15 protein-coding genes and 1 pseudogene are annotated in these 18,011 nt (G+C 68.4%); 14 read left to right on the top strand and 2 right to left on the bottom strand.

Annotation, left to right across the window (positions count from 1 at the left end; genetic code table 11):
• The first annotated feature begins 62 nt into the window (after nt 1-62).
• The 9 genes from ACYVJH_RS07950 to ACYVJH_RS07910 all read left to right on the top strand — a co-directional run bounded on the left by ACYVJH_RS07950 (nt 63) and on the right by ACYVJH_RS07910 (nt 9,661).
• The gene (locus ACYVJH_RS07950; RefSeq protein WP_460454073.1) at nt 63-926 is read left to right on the top strand and encodes a YicC/YloC family endoribonuclease; all 864 of its coding nucleotides are present in this window, start codon (nt 63-65) and stop codon (nt 924-926) included.
• Nucleotides 923-1,543 (top strand): guanylate kinase, encoded by a 621-nt coding sequence (gmk, locus tag ACYVJH_RS07945; protein WP_460454072.1) that lies wholly within the window; start codon nt 923-925, stop codon nt 1,541-1,543. The genes ACYVJH_RS07950 and gmk overlap by 4 nt, the downstream gene beginning before the upstream one ends.
• A 130-nt stretch (nt 1,544-1,673) precedes the next feature.
• Nucleotides 1,674-1,976: a DNA-directed RNA polymerase subunit omega gene (gene rpoZ / locus ACYVJH_RS07940; RefSeq protein ID WP_460454071.1), complete on the top strand. Its 303-nt coding sequence runs from the start codon at nt 1,674-1,676 to the stop codon at nt 1,974-1,976.
• 108 nt (nt 1,977-2,084) lie between these two features.
• On the top strand, nt 2,085-4,259 hold the full coding sequence (locus tag ACYVJH_RS07935; protein WP_460454070.1) for a RelA/SpoT family protein: 2,175 nt from the start codon (nt 2,085-2,087) through the stop codon (nt 4,257-4,259).
• 65 nt (nt 4,260-4,324) lie between these two features.
• A complete protein-coding gene (locus ACYVJH_RS07930) occupies nt 4,325-4,708 on the top strand; it encodes a RidA family protein (protein ID WP_460454069.1) in 384 nt (127 codons plus the stop codon).
• A 3-nt stretch (nt 4,709-4,711) separates the two neighbouring features.
• Nucleotides 4,712-6,835 carry an ATP-dependent DNA helicase RecG gene (gene recG / locus ACYVJH_RS07925; RefSeq protein WP_460454068.1) on the top strand — a complete coding sequence of 708 codons (2,124 nt, stop codon included), beginning with the start codon at nt 4,712-4,714 and terminating at the stop codon, nt 6,833-6,835.
• Between the two features lie 35 nt (nt 6,836-6,870).
• The gene (locus ACYVJH_RS07920; protein ID WP_460454067.1) at nt 6,871-7,803 is read left to right on the top strand and encodes a nucleoside hydrolase; all 933 of its coding nucleotides are present in this window, start codon (nt 6,871-6,873) and stop codon (nt 7,801-7,803) included.
• Between the two features lie 88 nt (nt 7,804-7,891).
• Nucleotides 7,892-8,134 carry a type B 50S ribosomal protein L31 gene (locus ACYVJH_RS07915; protein WP_188660059.1) on the top strand — a complete coding sequence of 81 codons (243 nt, stop codon included), beginning with the start codon at nt 7,892-7,894 and terminating at the stop codon, nt 8,132-8,134.
• A 237-nt stretch (nt 8,135-8,371) separates the two neighbouring features.
• Nucleotides 8,372-9,661 (top strand): citrate synthase, encoded by a 1,290-nt coding sequence (locus ACYVJH_RS07910; RefSeq protein ID WP_460454066.1) that lies wholly within the window; start codon nt 8,372-8,374, stop codon nt 9,659-9,661.
• Between the two features lie 53 nt (nt 9,662-9,714).
• Here ACYVJH_RS07910 and ACYVJH_RS07905 read toward each other — a convergent pair whose 3' ends face one another.
• On the bottom strand, nt 9,715-10,347 hold the full coding sequence (locus tag ACYVJH_RS07905; protein ID WP_460454065.1) for a hypothetical protein: 633 nt from the start codon (nt 10,345-10,347) through the stop codon (nt 9,715-9,717).
• Entirely contained in the window at nt 10,322-12,781 is a 2,460-nt protein-coding gene (locus ACYVJH_RS07900; RefSeq protein ID WP_460454064.1) for a penicillin-binding protein 1A, read from the bottom strand. The genes ACYVJH_RS07905 and ACYVJH_RS07900 overlap by 26 nt, the downstream gene beginning before the upstream one ends.
• Nucleotides 12,782-13,026: 245 nt before the next feature.
• Here ACYVJH_RS07900 and ACYVJH_RS07895 point away from each other — a divergent pair, with 245 nt between their 5' ends.
• The 5 genes and pseudogenes from ACYVJH_RS07895 (at nt 13,027) to pilQ (ending at nt 18,006) form a co-directional block, all read left to right on the top strand.
• The gene (locus ACYVJH_RS07895) at nt 13,027-14,085 is read left to right on the top strand and encodes a pilus assembly protein PilM (RefSeq protein ID WP_460454063.1); all 1,059 of its coding nucleotides are present in this window, start codon (nt 13,027-13,029) and stop codon (nt 14,083-14,085) included.
• Nucleotides 14,085-14,678 (top strand): annotated as a pseudogene (locus tag ACYVJH_RS07890) (PilN domain-containing protein); the annotation flags it as partial. The gene ACYVJH_RS07895 and the pseudogene ACYVJH_RS07890, both read left to right, overlap by 1 nt.
• A 2-nt stretch (nt 14,679-14,680) precedes the next feature.
• A complete protein-coding gene (locus tag ACYVJH_RS07885) occupies nt 14,681-15,313 on the top strand; it encodes a type IV pilus inner membrane component PilO (RefSeq protein WP_460454062.1) in 633 nt (210 codons plus the stop codon).
• An 11-nt stretch (nt 15,314-15,324) separates the two neighbouring features.
• Nucleotides 15,325-15,837 (top strand): pilus assembly protein PilP, encoded by a 513-nt coding sequence (locus ACYVJH_RS07880; protein WP_460454061.1) that lies wholly within the window; start codon nt 15,325-15,327, stop codon nt 15,835-15,837.
• A 15-nt stretch (nt 15,838-15,852) separates the two neighbouring features.
• Entirely contained in the window at nt 15,853-18,006 is a 2,154-nt protein-coding gene (pilQ, locus tag ACYVJH_RS07875; RefSeq protein WP_460454060.1) for a type IV pilus secretin PilQ, read from the top strand.
• The last annotated feature ends 5 nt before the right edge of the window (nt 18,007-18,011 follow it).

Genomic DNA, 18,011 nt, shown 5'->3' with positions numbered 1-18,011 from the left:
GTAATCCGGCAATCTTTGGCCGGCTAGATTACCATTCGGGCTGTTTCCCACGGCCGACGCCCATGATCCGCAGCATGACCGCCTTCGCCGCCTGCGAGCGCGCCGCCACCGGCGGCCAGCTGGCCTGCGAGCTGCGCTCCGTCAATCACCGTTTCCACGAACTGACCGTGCGTGCGCCCGAGGAACTGCGGGCCATCGAGCCGGGCCTGCGTGAACGGGTGGCCCAGAAGGTCTCGCGCGGCAAGGTGGACCTGGTCCTGCGCTTCCGCCCGGTGGCCGGCAGCCGCGGCGAGCTCAGGCTCAACCAGGCTCTGCTCGACCAGTTGGCGGAAGCCGCCCAGGGCGCGCAGACCCGCTTCCCGGGACTGCGCACCGAGTTCACCGAACTGCTCCGGTACCCGGGCGTGGTCGAGGAAGAGGCGCTGGACCAGGCCGGGCTGCAGGCCGATGCGCTGGCCCTGCTGGACCAGACCCTGGCCGAATTCGTCGCCGCCCGCGAACGGGAGGGCGCCAAGCTGGCCGCGGTGATGCGCGAACGCATCGACGGCATCGAGCGCATCACGGGCCAGGTCCGCGATTGGCTGCCGGACATCCGTGCTGCCCTGCGCGCCAAGCTCGACGGCAAGCTGGCCGACCTCAAGCTGCCGCTTGACCCGGGCCGCCTGGAGCAGGAAGTGGTCCTGAACCTGCAGAAGATCGACGTCGACGAGGAGCTCGACCGCCTCGCCAGCCACGTTGCCGAGGCCCGCCGCGTGCTCGGCCTGCCCGAAGCCGTCGGCCGCCGGCTGGACTTCCTGATGCAGGAGTTCAACCGCGAGGCCAACACCCTGGGTTCGAAGTCCGTGGACAGTCGGACCACCCAGGCCGCGGTCGAACTCAAGGTGCTGATCGAACAACTCCGCGAACAGGTGCAGAACCTCGAATGAACACCACCCGGGGCACGCTCTTCATCGTCGCCGCGCCCTCGGGGGCCGGCAAGTCGAGCCTGGTCAACGCCGTGCTGGCCAAGGAGCCGGGTATCGCGCTGTCGATCTCGTTCACCTCGCGCGCGCCGCGGCCGGGCGAGCGCCATGCCCAGCACTACCACTTCGTCAGCAAGGAAGAATTCGTGGGCATGGTCGCCGCCGGCGACTTCTTCGAACACGCCCAGGTGCACGGCGACTACAAGGGTACGGCCCGGCAGTCGGTGGAACCCCAGCTGGCTGCAGGCAAGGACGTGCTGCTGGAGATCGACTGGCAGGGCGCCCGCCAGGTGCGCGAGCAGGTGCCCGACTGCGTCAGCGTGTTCATCCTGCCGCCGTCCCGCGACGCCCTGCAGACCCGCATGCGCAACCGCGGCCAGGACAGCGAGGAGACGATCGCCCGCCGGCTGGCGGCCGCCCGCGAGGAAATGAGCCACTACGACGAGTTCGACTACGTCATCGTCAATGAACACTTCGATGCCGCCGCCGCCGAGCTCCGGGCCATTTTTGTCGCCCACCGCCTGCGCCGGTCCGTGCAGGCCCAGCGCCACGCCGGCCTGATCCGCGACCTGCTGGCCTGAACCCGGCCGCGGGGGCCGCCTGGGGCCCCTTGGATTGCACCGAAAGCGGCCCGGGCGTAGAATACCCGGTTCGCGTAACTTATTGATTTTCCGTGGTGCCCTGGCCGGGTGCCGCGGTCGAGGAGATCCCATGGCCCGCATTACCGTGGAAGATTGCCTGTCCGTCGTGGACAACCGCTTCGAGCTGGTCCTGATGGCGTCCAAGCGCGCCCGCCAGCTGGCCAAGGGCGTGGAGCCGGCGCTGGACAACAGCGAAAACGACGACAAGCCCACCGTGCTGGCGCTGCGTGAAATCGCCGCCCGCAAGGTCGACCAGGCCATGATCGACGACGTCGAGCGCGCCGAGCGCGAGCGCGCCGAGCGCGAGGCCCTGGAGTGGGCCGCCGCCGAAGTCGTCGACGACGACCTCGGCAAGGGCGTCGACGACATCTGATCGTCCGGGTCGGCCTTGCCGGCCCCGTGTGAAGGCCTCGCCCGGGTCGCCGGCGAGGCTGCAGCCCCCGGCATTGATGCCTTTCCCGCGCCCGCGTAGGCTGCGGACATGTCCTCGTTTTCCAAGCCAAGACTGGCGGACGCCCCCTGCCCGGACCCCTGTCCGGACGCGGTGGAGGCGCTTGAGCGCCGGCTGACCGAATACCTGCCGATCGAGCAGGTCCGGCAGGTGCGCCGCGCCTATGAAATCGGCGCCCGGGCCCACGAAGGCCAGCTGCGCAAATCCGGCGAGGCCTACATCACCCACCCGGTGGCGGTCGCTTCGCTGCTTGCGGAACTGCGGCTCGACGCCGAAACCCTGTGCGCGGCCATCCTGCACGACGCGCTGGAAGACACGCCGCTGCCGCGCAGCGAAATCGAGCGTGAATTCAGCCCCACCGTGGCCGAGCTGGTGGACGGGGTCACCAAGCTCGACAAGCTGCACTTCCGCGACCGCCAGGAGGCCGCGGCCGAGAGTTTCCGCAAGATGATGCTGGCGATGGCGCGCGACCTGCGCGTCATCCTGATCAAGCTCGCCGACCGCCTGCACAACATGCGCACGCTTGACGCGATGGCCGCCGATTCGCGCCGCCGGATCGCCCGCGAGACGCTCGAGATCTATGCGCCCATCGCCCAGCGCCTGGGCATGAACAAGTTCAAGGCCGAGCTGCAGGACCTGGGGTTCCGTGCCCTGTACCCCAAGCGGCACGCGGTCATTTCAAAACGCGTCGCGTCCCAGCCGGTGATGCGCCGCGAGGCCCTCGCCACCGTCGAGGCCCAGCTGGCCCAGCGCCTGGCCCAGGAACAGCTGCCGCATTCGCTGGTGAGCCGGGTCAAGTCGCCCTGGAGCATCTACACCAAGATGAAGCAGGAGCACAAAAGCCTCGACCAGGTGCTCGACGTCTTCGGCTTTCGCATCGTGGTGCCCGAAGTGATGCAGTGTTACCACGCCCTGGGCGCCGTGCATTCGGTGTACAAGCCGCTCGAGGGCCGGTTCCGCGATTTCATCGCCATTCCCAAGGCCAACGGCTACCAGAGCCTGCACACGGTGCTGTTCGGTCCCTACGGCGCGCCGGTGGAGGTGCAGATCCGGACCGAGGAAATGGACCAGGTGGCCGAACGCGGCGTCGCCGCCCATTGGCTCTACAAGAGCGCCGGCAGCGGCAGCAGCGCCGCGCAGGCGCGTGCGCAGGACTGGATCCGCGACTTGATGGACACCCAGCAGACGGCCGGTTCGTCGCTGGAGTTCCTCGACAACGTCAAGGTGGACCTGTTCCCGGACGAGGTGTACCTGTTCACGCCGCAGGGCGACATCATGGCGCTGCCGCGCAATGCCACGGCGCTCGATTTCGCCTACGCCGTGCACACCGACGTGGGCAACCATGCCGTCGCCGCCCGCGTGGACAAGAAGCTGGTGCCGCTGCGCACCAAGCTCACCAGTGGCCAGAGCGTGGAGATCATCACCGCGCCTTCGGCCTCGCCGGGCCCGCAGTGGCTTGAGTACGTGGTCTCGAGCAAGGCGCGCACCGCCATCCGCCACTTCCTCAAGCGCCTCGAGCACGAGGACGCGGTGGACCTGGGACACCGCATGCTCGATCGCGCGCTCGAGGCCATGGAAAGTTCGCTCGACCGCGTCCCGCCCGACCGCATCGAACAGCTGCTGGCCGACCAGCGCTATCGCCGCCTGGAAGAGTTGCTGGCCGACATCGCCCTGGGCAACCGCATGCCTGCGCAGGTCGCGCGCATGATGGTCAACGGCCAGGACGACCTGCCGCTGACCGATGCCGAACTCCCGGTGACGCCGACCGAACGCATCATGATCAGCGGCACCGAACGCGGCGTGCTCAGCTTCGCCGCCTGCTGCCACCCGATCCCCGGCGACGAGATCATGGGCTACCTGAGTGCCGGCAAGGGCGTGGTGGTGCACCGGTTGGATTGTCCGAACGTCATCGAATACCGCAAGTTCCCCGAACGCTGCGTGCCGATGGCCTGGGACCGCAGCGTGGTCGGCGACTTCCGGGTGATCCTGCGGATCGACGTCGAGAACAAGCCCGGCGTGCTGGCCCAGGTGGCGGCCGCGGTGGCCGAAAGCAATTCCAACATCGACGCGGTTGAATACCGCGAGCGCGACCTGACGGTGTCGGTGATGGAGTTCTCGATCGAGGTGCGCCACCGCAAGCACCTGGCCGACGTGATCCGGCGCATCCGCCGCCTGGGCGTGGTGCACGCCGTGCAGCGCCTCTGAAAGCGGCTGGCGGGTGGCCGGGGGGCGCTTACAATGCTCGTCCACACCCCGCATCGAGGTCCGCCATGCCCCGCCACGCCATCGCCACCGACCAAGCCCCGGCCGCCATCGGCCCGTATTCGCAGGCCGTGCGCGCAGGCGGAACGGTGTACCTGTCGGGGCAGATTCCGCTCGACCCGGCCACGGGGGAGCTGGTGCAGGCCGACATCGGCACCGAAACGCGGCGCGTCTTCGATAATCTCAAGGCGGTCTGCGAGGCGGCGGGCGGCAGCCTCGACGACGTTGCCCGCATCGGCATCTACCTCACGGACCTGTCCGATTTCGCCGCGGTGAATGCGGTGATGGCCGACTATTTCCAGGCGCCATACCCGGCCCGCTCGACCATCCAGGTCGCCGGGCTGCCCAAGGGGGCGCGGGTCGAGGTGGACGCCGTGCTGGTCACCGGCTAAGGCATGAAGCGCGCGCCGCGCCGCGGCGGCACCGACGCCACGAGCCTGGGCCCCGCGGGCGCGCAGCGCGTATCGACGCTGCCCGGAGTCGGCCCGAAGGTGGCGGAGAAACTGGCTGCGCGTGGGATCGAGACGCTGCAGGACCTCTGGCTGCACCTGCCGCTGCGCTACGAAGACCGTACCCGCATCGAGGCCATCGCCATGCTGCGACCCGGCCAGCCGGCGCAGGTGCTGGCGCGCGTGGAAGCGGTGGAGCGCAGCTTCCGGTACCGGCCGATGCTGCGGGTGGCCATCGGCGATGAATCCCACGGCACCCTGGTGCTGCGCTTTTTCCACTTCGGCAAGGCGCAGGTCGCGCAGTTCCTGCCGGGGCGGCGGATCCTCTGTTATGGCGACGTCCGGCCAGGCCAGCACGGGCTGGAGATGGTGCACCCCAGCTACCGGCTGCTGGCCGACGAGGCCGAGGCCGGACCGCGCGATTCGCTGGACCCGGTCTACCCGGCGATCGAGGGCCTGGGACCGCTGTCGGTGGCGCGGATCGTAGGCGAGGCGCTCAAGCGCCTGCCCGGGGCGGCCGAGCTTGAGCTGCTGCCCGCGGGCATGCGCGAACGCCTTGCCCTGCCGACCCTGCGCGAGGCCCTGCTGACGGCCCACCGGCCGCCGCCCGATGCCGACCAGGCGCTGTTCGCCGTCGGCCGCCACCCGGCGCAGCGGCGGCTGGCGCTGGAAGAACTGCTGGCCCACCACCTGAGCCTGCGCCGCCAGCGCATCGCGCTGCGCGCCCACGGTGCGATGCCGGTGCGGCCGCCTGGCAAGCTGGCCAGGTCGCTGCGCCAGCGCCTTGCCTTCACGCTGACGGGGGCCCAGCAACGGGTGCTGGACGAGGTGAGCCATGACATGGCCCGTCCCGAGCCCATGCTGCGCCTGGTGCAGGGCGACGTCGGCAGCGGCAAGACGGTGGTCGCGGCGCTGGCCGCCGCCAACGCCGTCGAGGCCGGTCGCCAGGTGGCGCTGATGGCGCCCACCGAACTGCTGGCCGAGCAGCACCTGGGCAATTTCCGGGCCTGGCTCGAACCCCTGGGCCTGCGCGTGGCCTGGCTGGCCGGCAAGGTCACCGGCAAGGCCCGCGCCGCGGCGCTGGAGGAGATCGCCAGTGGCCGCGCCCAGGTCGTGGTGGGGACGCATGCGCTGATGCAGGACAGCGTGGCTTTTGCCTCCCTGGCCCTGGCGATCGTGGACGAACAGCACCGCTTCGGCGTGCACCAGCGCCTGGCGCTGCGCGACAAGGGGCTTTCCGGCAGCCAGGTGCCGCACCAACTCGTGATGACCGCCACGCCGATCCCGCGGACCCTGGCGATGTCGGCCTACGCCGACCTCGACGTGTCGGTGATCGATGAAATGCCGCCGGGCCGCACGCCCGTCACCACGGTGGCGGTGAGTGGCGAGCGCCGCGCCGAGGTGGTCGAGCGCATCCGCGCCGCCTGCGCGGAGGGGCGCCAGGCCTATTGGGTGTGCACCCTGATCGAGGACAGCGAAGAGGTCGAGGCCCAGGCCGCCCAATCCACCTACGAACAACTGGGCGCGGCCCTGCCGGAACTGCGCCTGGGCCTGCTGCACGGGCGCATGAAGCCGGCTGAAAAGCAGGCCGTCATGGCCCGCTTCAAGGCCGGCGAGCTGAACCTGCTGGTGGCGACCACCGTGATCGAGGTCGGCGTGGACGTGCCCAACGCCAGCCTGATGCTGATCGAAAACGCCGAGCGGCTTGGCCTGGCCCAGCTGCACCAGCTGCGTGGCCGGGTCGGGCGCGGGGCGGCGGCCTCGAGCTGCGTGCTCATGTACAAGCCGCCCTTGTCGGCGCTCGCCCGCGAGCGCCTGGAGGTGATGCGCTCGAGCACCGACGGCTTCCTTATCGCTGAAAAGGACCTCGAGCTGCGCGGTCCCGGTGAACTGCTGGGCACGCGCCAGACTGGCCTGGCCAGTTTCCGGGTCGCCGAACTGGTGCGCGATGCCGACCTGCTGCCGGAGGTGCACCGTGCCGCCGAGGAACTCCTGGCGACGGCACCGGCGCTGGCCGAACGCGTGGTCGCGCGCTGGGTCGGTGGCGCGGCGCGTTTCGCCGGGGCCTGAGCCCGCGTCGTGGGTGATTCGGGGATAATCCCCGGATGGACGAACGCATACCGCTGCTGATCGACACCGACCCGGGCGTGGACGATGCCCTGGCCCTGCTGATGGCCTTTGCCGATCCCCGCCACCGCCTGCTCGGCCTGACCATCACCGCCGGCAATGTCGGCCTTGCGCACACCGTCGCCAATGCCCTGAAGTTGTGCGAGGTCGCCGGCATCGACGTGCCGGTGTTCCCGGGCTGTCCGGTGCCGCTGGTGCACCCGGCCGAGGACGCCGCCTACGTGCATGGACAGGACGGCTTCGGCGACACCGGCTACACCCCGGCCGCGCGCAGCGCGGAGGCCGAACACGGCGCGCTGGCCATCCTGCGCCTTGCGCGTGAACACGAGGGCCGGCTGCTGCTGGTCACCCTGGGTCCGCTGACCAACCTGGCCCTGGCCCTGCGCCTGGACCCGGCGCTGCCGTCCCGGGTGGCCCGCCTGGTGGTGATGGGCGGCGCCGTGACCGGGCAGGGCAATACCTCGATCCCGGCCGAATTCAACATCGCCTTCGACCCCGAGGCCGCCGACGTCGTCTTCCGGGCGTTCCCCCGGGCCGAGGTGGTGGACTGGGAGGCGGTGCTGCGGCATGGGCTGCGCCACGCCGATTTCGAGGCCTGGGCGGCCGCCGGCGATGGCCGGGGTGCGTTCTACGAAGCCATTTCCCGCTTCACCCGGCGCTGGTCGCAGGAGCGCCGGGGTGAGCGCTGGCACAGCGCCGATGCCCTGGCCATGGCCGCGGCCCTGCGGCCGGAGGGCATCGTGCAGGCCGAGGACCGGTATCTGGCGGTCGAGCTGGAGGGGCGCTTGAGCCGGGGCGCCACCCTGGTGGACTGGCAGCAGCGCACCGGCAAGCCGGCCAATGCCCGCATCGTGCTGGCCTACGACCAGGCCTCGTTCGAAGCCCAGGTACGGGCCGCGCTGGGGGCGTGAGGTCCGGACCAGGGGGTGCTTGCCCCGGACGCAAAATCCGGCTTATAATTCCGGTCTTTCCCCACGAATAACCGGCGGAGCACCAGCCATGAAGGCCGACATCCATCCGACCTACAAAGAAGTCGTCTTCCAGGACCTGTCCTCCGACTTCGCGTTCCTCACCCGCAGCACCCTTTCGAGCAAGGAAGTGGTGAAGTGGGAGGACGGCAACGAATACCCGCTCATCAAGATCGACATCAGCTCGGCCTCGCACCCGTTCTACACCGGCAAGCAGAAGGTGATGGACACCGGCGGCCGCGTCGATCGCTTCCGCAAGCGCTACGCCAAGTAAGCGCCTGGCCCGGGCCGCCTGGCGGCCCCAGCCCCCGAAAGGCCACCCTCGCGGGTGGCCTTTTGCGTTGCAGCCATGGGGTCGCGGAACCCCCTCGCGTCACTGACTTCGCCGACGGGCCGTGAGATACTTATGCGAATGGTGACCGCCCCGGCGGCATCTTCGATTTCCTGTAGCGGGCGCCGCGCCAGCACCTTCGTGGATTGCGGCCCGCATATCCCTGAAAGGAGTCTGCCCGTGTCCGACAACAAGAGCGTCGTACTCAACGCCGCCGGCAAGAACGTCGAGCTTCCCGTCCACCAAGGCACCCTCGGCGCGCCCTGCGTCGACATCACGCGGCTGCCGAAGGAAACCGGGATGTTCACCTACGATCCCGGCTTCGTGGCCACGGCCAGCTGCCGCAGCGCGGTGACCTACATCGACGGCGACGAAGGCGTGCTGCTGTACCGCGGCTACCCGATCGAACAGCTCGCCAAGCACTCGTCCTTCCTGGAAACCAGCTACCTGCTGATGAACGGCGACCTGCCGGACAAGGCGCAGTTCGCGAAGTTCGAGCACGAAGTCACCCATCACACGATGATGCACGAGGCCTTCAAGAGCTTCCTGCACGGCTTCCGCCACGACGCCCACCCGATGGCGATGCTCTGCGGCATGGTCGGTTCGCTGGCCGCGTTCTACCACGACGACCTCGATCTCGAGGACCCGGAGCAGCGCCGCCTGGCCGCCATCCGCCTGCTGGCCAAGGTGCCGACGATCGCCGCCGCCTGCTACCGCCATTCCATCGGCTGGCCGATCCGCTACCCGCGCAACAACCTCGAATACGTCGACCGCTTCCTGCACATGATGTTCGAGGTGCCGTCGGGCCCGCTGGAGCTCAAGCCGGTTGCCGCCAGGGCGCTGGACCTGCTGTTCATCCTGCACGCCGACCACGAACAGAACGCATCGACCTCGACCGTGCGCCTGGTCGGTTCCACCGGCGCCAACCCCTACGCCTGCGTCGCCGCCGGCGTGGCTGCGCTCTGGGGCCCCGCCCATGGCGGCGCCAACGAGGCCGTGCTCAAGATGCTCGACGAAATCGGCCGTCCCGAGGACGTGGCCAAGGCCGTCGACCGCGCCAAGGACAAGAACTCGGGCTTCCGCCTGATGGGCTTCGGCCACCGCGTGTACAAGAACTTCGATCCGCGCGCGACCATCATCCGCGAGATGTGCCACCAGGTGCTCGAGGAGCTGGGCGTGGACGACCCGCTGCTCGAGGTCGCCATGCGCCTGGAGGAAGCCGCGCTCAAGGACGACTACTTCGTGCAGCGCAAGCTGTACCCGAACGTGGATTTCTACTCCGGCATCATCTACAAGGCGCTGGGCATCCCGACCGAGATGTTCACGGTGATGTTCGCCATCGCCCGCACCGCCGGCTGGGTGTCGCACTGGCTCGAGCAGCAGACCGACCCGGAAGCCAAGATCGGCCGCCCGCGCCAGATCTACACCGGTGCCGCCAACCGCAACTACGTGGAGCTGGCCAAGCGCTGAGCCCACCCGCTTGCGTGACCCGGACGCCCCGCCCCGTGCGGGGCGTTCGCGTTTCAGGGGCCGGCCGATCCTTCCAGGAGCCGCGCCACGGCCGCCAGTGACGCCCGGGGTAGGGCACCCCCTCCCAAGGGGTCGCGTGGCGCCTGTCGGGCCGCAGAGAGCGGCAGGACCCACAGTTCGAAGGCCTGGCCGTCTGCCACCAGCTCCCAGCAGGGGACGTCGGTGGCGCCGCCGGCGGCAAGATGGATGCGGCGGCGCTGTTGGCGTGCCGGCGCGCCGCTGTCGGCAAGCAGGTGCGCCACGGCATCGGGCTCTTCGGCGTGCAGGTGCAGCAATACGGCGTCATCGGGACCGGCGCTGCCGTCGAGCACCGGACCGGCGAGGCGGGGTTCGAAGCCCGCGAAATGGTCCATCGCGGCAAGGGCGGCCTCGCGTTGGCGCCGCAGCCGGCCCGGGTCCGCGTGACCTGGGGAAAACAGCCGGTGATGGGCCTGCAGGGCTTCGCGGATTTCCTCGGCATCGGGCAGGAAGGCCGGGTCGCGAAGACCCAGGCGATCGGCCGCCTTGCGTCGCGCCGTCGCCATGTCGCCGCCGCCCTGGGCCAGCAGGCGCGCGGCTTCGGCGGCGACCCGCTGGCGGCGCGCCCGCGCCGCCGCCGGGTCAGAAGATGTCGAACGCCTCTTCATTGCTCAGCACCGGCTCGACGTCGAAACCCTGGGCGGTGATGCGGTCGTAATCCTCGCGCTTGAAGTAGTCGCGCACGCTGCCCGGCGTGCCTTCCGGCACCAGGCGGCCCGAGCTGGCGTCCACCGAGGCGGTGACCAGGCCGCTGGGCGGTTCGGGCTCGTAGAGCGGCACGTCCTTGAGCGCGGCGTCCATGTAGTTGATCCAGATCGGCAGCGCCGCCTTGCCGCCGTATTCGCCGCGGCCCAGGCTCGAAAAATCGTCCTTGCCGACCCACACCGTGGTCACCAGGTCGCCGCCGAAGCCCGAGAACCAGGCGTCGCGGTAGTCGTTGGTGGAGCCGGTCTTGCCGCCGATGTCCGGGCGGCCGATGACCTTGGCGGCGGTGCCGGTGCCGCGCTGCACGACGTCGCGCAGGATGGACTGGATCATGAAGGCCGTGCGTGCATCGATGGCACGCGGGGCCAGTGAAACCGGGCCTTCCGGCAGCTCCGGCGCAGCCTCCTCGGCTTCGGTTTCCGGCGCGGCCGGGGGCGGCGCGGCCGCGCCCAGGTTGAAGCCGTCCACCACGGTGTTGTCGCGCCCGCCCGTCGGGCCGTCGCCGGCCCGTCCGGGGCAGGCGAGGCAGGCGCGCAGCGGCACGTGTTCGCTGAGCACACGGCCGTCGCGGTCGAGCACGCGCTCGATGTACCAGGGGTCGACCAGGTGGCCGCCGTTGACGAAGACGGTGTAGCCGCGGGCGATCGACAGCGGCGTCAGCGACGACGTGCCAAGCGACATCGACAGGTTCGGCGGCAGGCTTTCCTGGCTGAAGCCGAACTGGGTGATGTAGCGGCTGGCGAAATCCACGCCGATCGCGTCCAGCAGGCGCACCGACACCAGGTTGCGCGACTGCACCATCGCCTCGCGCAGCCGCATCGGGCCGGCGAAGTTTCCGGCGTCGTTCTGCGGCCGCCAGACGTTGCCGGCGCGGTCACGGAACACCACCGGCGCGTCGAGCACGATGCTTGCCGGCGAGAAGCCACGCTCGAACGAGGCCGCGTAGACGAAGGGCTTGAAGCTCGAGCCCGGCAGGCGCTGGGCCTGGGTGGCGCGGTTGAACTTGTTCAGGCCGAAACTGAAACCGCCCACCAGCGCGCGGATGGCGCCATCCTCGGGCTGCAGCGAGACCAGGGCGGCCTGGGCCTGCGGCAGCTGGGCCAGGCGCAGTTCGGCGGACTCGGGGTCGAGCGTGAGCCGGATGACATCGCCGCGCTTGAACAGCTGGACCGGGGTCTTGCGGGTCCAGCGGGTGGCTTCGGCGCTGAGGGTCAGCGAGGTGCCGGAACTGGTGAGCACGTTGGCGGCGTCGCCCTCGAAACCGGTCACCAGCACGGCCTGCAGGCCGCCCAGGGTGGGGTAGGGGCGCAGGCGTTCGCGCAGATCCTCCGCCGATTCGCGGTCACCGATCTCGAGCTGGGCTTCGGCGCCGCGGTAGCCGTGGCGGCGGTCATATTCGAGCAGGCCGGCCTGCAGCGAACGAACGGCCGCCAGCTGGTCGTCGGAGACCAGCGTCGTGTACACGCTCAGGCCGCTGGTGGTGGCCTCGGCGCCGTAACGCTGCTCCATTTCCGCGCGCACCATTTCGGCGACATAGGGCGCCTCGACCTCGACCTTGGGCTCGTGCGGGCTGGCGTGCATGGTTTCGGCGCGCGCGGCCCGTTCCGTGGCCTCGTCGATCATGCCTTCCTCGCGCATGCGCTGGAGCACGTAGTTCCGGCGTACCAGGGCGCGCTCGGGGTTGATGATCGGATTGCCGGAGGACGGGAACTTCGGGATCGAGGCCAGCGTGGCCGCTTCGGCCAGGGTCAGCTGGTCGAGCGTCTTGCCGTAGTAGAAGTCGGCGGCCGCGGCGATGCCGTAGGCGCGATTCCCGAAGAAACTCTTGTTGAGGTAGAGCTCGAGGATCTCGTCCTTGCTCAGCTCACGCTCCATTTTCAGCGCCAGGAAGATCTCGTGCAGCTTTCGCGTGTACGAATATTCCGTGCTCAGGAAGAACTGCCGGGCGACCTGCTGGGTGATGGTGCTGCCGCCGGGAACGCGCTTGTCGTCGGTCGTGGCGAGCAGCCAGACGGCGCGGGCGATGCCGCGCCAATCGACGCCGGGATGCTCGTAATAACGGGCATCCTCGATGGCGATGAAGGTCTGTTTGACCTGCTCGGGCACGTCCTCGATGTCCACCGGGAAGCGGCGAGTCTCACCGATGACCGAGATCAGGCGGCCGTCCCGCGTGTAGATCGAAAGCGGCACCTGAAGCTGGACATTGCGCAGTTCCTGCACGTCCGGCAGGCGCGGTGCGATCAGCCAATACAGGATGCCCAGGGAAGCCAGGCCAAGCACGGCAAGGCCGGTGAAAAGGATCAATGCCCGCCGTAGCAGGCGTTTGAATCGGGCCATCCAGGGCCCCTCCGAGGTTTACAGCGGCGTGGGTCGGGGAGTATAGAACGAGGCAGGGTCCGGCCGCGTTGTTTGGGGACGGCCGGAATCGGACCCGGAATGCGTCTTGTAGGGGAAGCCAGGGCCGGTCAACGGGGCCTTCGGGGAGATCCGGGCAGGGGGGGCATTGCCATTTGGGAATTTTTCGTTATTTAATGTAATGGCGCACCATTCGTGTGTAAGCGCCCGTCGGAAGGGGAGAAACCGTGGGTCTTTTCGGAAATGCCAAGACACCGCTGGTCGGCCTGGACATCAGTTCCACTGCCGTCAAGCTACTTCAGCTCACCGAGTCCGGCGGGCGGTACCGCGTTGAGCATTACGCGGTGGAACCGCTGCCACCCAACGCTGTGGTCGAGAAAAACATCGTCGAGGTCGAGGCCGTCGGCGAGGCGATCAAGCGTGCGGTGGCCCGGTCCGGCACCAAGGCCCGGCACGCCGCGGCCGCGGTCTCGGGTTCCTCGGTGATCACCAAGATCATCCCGATCCAGGGCGACCTGGACGAGGACGCCCTCGAGGACCAGGTGCAACTCGAAGCCTCCAACTACATCCCGTTCCCGATCGAGGAAGTCAGCCTCGACTTCGAGGTTATCGGCCCCGTGCCGAACAACCCGGAGATGGTGCAGGTGATGTTGGCGGCCTCGCGCACCGAGAACGTCGAGCTGCGCCAGTCGGCGCTCGAACTTGGCGGCCTGACCGCCCAGGTCGTCGACGTCGAGGCCTTCGCCATGGAAAACGCCTTCAAGCTGGTCGCTGACCAGTTGTCGGTGCCCAAGGACGCGATCGTCGCCCTGGTCGACATCGGCGCCACCATGACCACGCTCAACGTGCTGCGCGCGCAGCGCAGCATCTACACCCGCGAGCAGGTCTTCGGCGGCAAGCAGCTCACCGACGAAGTGATGCGGCGCTACGGCCTGAGCTACGACGAGGCGGGCCTGGCCAAGCGCCAGGGCGGCCTGCCGGAAAGCTACGAGGTCGAAGTGCTCGAGCCGTTCAAGGAAGCGCTGGTCCAGCAAGTCAGCCGACTGCTCCAGTTCTTCTACGCCGGCAGCGACTTCAACCGTGTCGACCAGGTGGTCCTGGCCGGCGGCTGCGCCTCGATCGCCGGCATCGCCAACCTGGTCGAGGAACAGCTGGGCGTCCCGACCGTCATCGCTAACCCGCTCGCCAACATGGCGCTCGGCCCCCGCGTCCAGGCTCATTCCCTGGCGCAGGACGCCCCGGCGCTGATGATTGCCTGCGGCCTGGCCCTGAGGAGCTTCGACTGATGGCCAGAATCAATCTGCTTCCCTGGCGCGCCGAGCGACGCAAGCAGCGCCAGAAGGAATTCATGACCATGCTGGGCCTTTCGGCCGCGGCAGGCCTCCTGATCAGTTTCCTGATCGTCGTCTACTACAACGGCCAGATCGAAGGTCAGCAGGCACGCAACCAGTACCTGCGCGACCAGATCGTGCTGGTGGACGAGCAGATCAAGGAAATCGAGGCCCTGGACAAGAAAAAGGCCAACCTGCTTGCCCGCAAGCAGGTGATCGAGGAACTGCAGGCCAGCCGCTCGCAGATGGTGCACCTGTTCGACCAACTGGTCCGCACCATTCCTGAAGGCGTCCGCCTGAACTCGATCAAGCAGGCCGGCCAGCAGCTCACGCTGGAGGGCTCGGCGCAGTCAAACGCCCGGGTCAGCTCCTACATGCGCAACCTGGAAGAGTCCGGCTGGATGGCCAACCCGGATCTCTCGATCATCGAGGCGAAGGGTGACGACAAGGGGCTGCCAAACGCCTTCTCGCTGAAGGTGCAGCTGGTGACGCCCAAGCAGGAAACCGACGACATGGCGGCCGAAAGCAACGCTGTCGCGGGAGGTGCCCAGTGAGCAACAACATCGACCTTCGAAACCTCGATTTCAACAACTCCGGCGCCTGGCCCGTCCAGGTCAAGGCGGGAGCCTGCGTTCTCCTGGTCGGGCTGATCATCGGCCTGGGCTGGTACTTTTTCGTGAGCGACAGGCGCCTGACGCTCCAGGCGGAAGAGGTCACCGAAGTCCAGCTGCGCGAAGAATTCCAGGGCAAGCAGGGCCGCGCGGCGAACCTCGAGCCGCTCAAGCAGCAGCTGGCCCAGATGGAAGTGATGCTGCAGCAGATGCTGCGGCAGCTGCCGAGCAAGAATGAAATGCCGGACCTCATCGTCGACATTTCGCAGACCGCGCTTGCGGCCGGCATCAACAATGAACTCTTCCAGCCTGGTGCTGAAAGCCAGCGTGAGTTCTATGCCGAGAAGCCGATCCAGCTTCGCATGGTGGGCTCCTACCACCAGTTCGGCGCCTTCGTCAGTGGCGTGGCATCGCTGCCGCGCGTGGTCATCATGACCATGCACGACATCTCGCTGCAGCCGCGCGACGGTTCGAACGGCACGCTCGTGCTTTCGGGCACGGTCAAGACCTACCGGTACCTCGATGAAGATGAGGAAGCCGGGGACACCAATACCGCGGGAGGCTCCAAGTGATGGCCCCGTCCATGACCCGTAAAGCCATGAGCGGGCTGCTAGTCGCGGCCATCGCGCTGTCCCTGTCGGCCTGCACCCGTGGCAAGCGTGACCTCGAGGCCTGGGTGGCCGAGGTCAAGGCCCGCCCGGCGCCGCCGCTGGACCCGCTGCCGGTGATGAAGCAGTTCGAAACCTTTGAATATGCCGCGCAGGACCTGCGCGACCCGTTCGCCCAGCCCAGCGCGGACCGCGACAGCAACAACGCGCTGCGGCCTGATCCGAACCGGCGCAAGGAGGTCCTCGAGGCCTTCCCGTTGGACAGCCTGGACATGGTCGGCACGATCGGCGGTGGCGCCGACGTGGTCGGGCTGGTGATGGGACCGGACCGCGTTACGCATCGCGTGCGCGCCGGCAACTACCTGGGTCTCAACGACGGTCGTATCACGGCGGTTTATGAAGACCGCATCGAGATTGTCGAACTCGTACCGGATGGGGCGGGAGACTGGCTGGAACGCCAGGCCCGTATCGCCCTTGAAGACAATTGATTGGGGGAATGCACGATGACCGCGAATAAAACGATCGGCGAGGGGATGGGCACCAAGCGACGCTGGGTGCTGGCCATGGGAGCGCTCGCCGTCGGCATGGCGACGTCGCTTTCCGCGCTGGCAGAAAACGTCCTGCAGGACGTCCGTTACGCCTCCGCGCCCGGAGGCAAGGTGGACATCACCCTGGAGTTCTCCGAACCCGTCGGTGACGTGCAGGCCTTCACCACCGACACGCCCCCGCGTATCGCGATGGACCTGCCCGGGACCAGCAATGGCCTGGACAAGCGCCGCATCGTGATCGGCAGTGGCGCCACGTCGGCCGTGTCCGCCGTCGAGGCAGGCGGCCGTACCCGCGTCGTGGTGGACCTGTTCCGCCCGGCCGGCTACACCACCCGCGCGGCCGGCAACCTGCTGGTCCTGACGGTCGATGCCGGCGCCCAGCCCAACAGCCTGGCGACTGGTCCCGACCCGAGCAAGAAGGTGGCGACCGACCTCCAGGTGGCCAACATCGACTTCCGCCGTGGTGAGAACGGCTCCGGCCGGGTCATCCTGAAGTTCAGCGGAGACGGTGCCGCCGCGGACATGCGCAACGAAGGCAACCGCCTGGTCGTCGACGTCGCCAACGCCAGCATCCCGGAGGCCCTGCGCCGCCGGCTGGACGTGACCGACTTCGCCACCCCGGTGCAGAGCCTGGAACCGAACGCCAATGCCGGCAGCACCCGCCTGGTGATCCACACCAACGGTGCCGTCGATTCCATGGCCTACCAGACCGGCAACGAATACGTCGTTGAGGTCACGCCCAAGCGTGGCGTCGCCGGCGCGGTCGTCGCGGGTGCACCCGGCCGCGCGGCCGGTGCGGTCGCCGCCGATCCCGAGGCCAAGCGCTACAGCGGCCGCCCGGTGACCTTCAACTTCCAGGACGTGCCGGTGCGCACGGTGCTTCAGCTCATCGCGGAAGAGTCCGGCCTCAATGTGGTCGCGGCCGACACCGTGCAGGGCAACGTCACCCTGCGACTGATGAACGTGCCCTGGGACCAGGCGATGGACATCGTGCTGCGCGCCAAGCAGCTCGACAAGCGTCGTGACGGCAACGTCATCTGGGTCGCACCGCAGAAGGAAATCGCCGAGTTCGAGAAGGCGGTTGCCGATGCCCGCATCGCCAACGAAGATCGCGAGCCGCTGGTCACCGAATACATCCCGGTGAACTACGGCATTGCCGAGGACATCGCTGGCCTGCTGACCGACGACAGCAAGCAGGCCCAGACGACCGGTGGCTCGGGTGCCGAGCAGCGTGGCGCCGGCGGTTTCCTGTCGCAGCGAGGCAGCGTGAGCTTTGACTCGCGCACCAACACCCTGCTGGTTGTCGACATCCAGAGCAAGGTGGACGAGATCAAGAACATGCTCGCCACCCTCGACCGCCCGGTCGACCAGGTTCTGATCGAAGCCCGCATCGTGGTGGCCACCGAAGTCTTCGCCCGCGAACTGGGCGTGATGTTCGGTGTCCAGGACCGCACGGGCACGCTGCCCAACAGCAACGAAACCACCACCGACTCCGGCTTTATCGTCGACCTGCCGGTGAACCCGGCGGCCGGCATCCTCAACCTCAGCATCCTGCGCCAGGACATTGCCCTGGACCTGGAGCTGTCGGCGCTCGAGGAAGAAGGCCGCGGCGAAGTGGTTTCCAACCCGCGCGTGATCACCGCCAACCAGCGCGAAGCCATCATCCGCCAGGGTGACGAGGTGGGCTACCTGACGATCCAGCCGGCCACCACGCCGGGTGCCGTCGCGCAGGCGACCGTCGAGTTCAAGGAAGTGCTGCTTGAGCTCAAGGTCACCCCGACCATCACTCAGGACGGCCGCGTCTACCTGAACCTGGCCGTGAAGAAGGACGAGGTCAGCGAGCTTGTCGCGAATCCGTCCGGTGGCTTCGTGCCGCAGATCGCCCGCCGCGAGGTCAGCACCGCCGTGCTGATCGACAATGGCCAGACCGTGGTCGTGGGCGGCGTGTACGAATTCAGCAACCGCGAGGACCTGCGCAAGGTTCCCTTCCTCGGCGACCTGCCGGTGCTGGGCAACCTGTTCAAGAACAAGACCCGCGGCATCGAGAAGGCCGAGCTGCTGATCTTCGTCACCCCGCGCATCCTGCAGGTGGCGCACCGCGGTTCCTGACCGGA

The organism is Arenimonas aestuarii, assembly GCF_054781715.1.
This window is presented reverse-complemented; position numbering and strand designations above follow the sequence as displayed.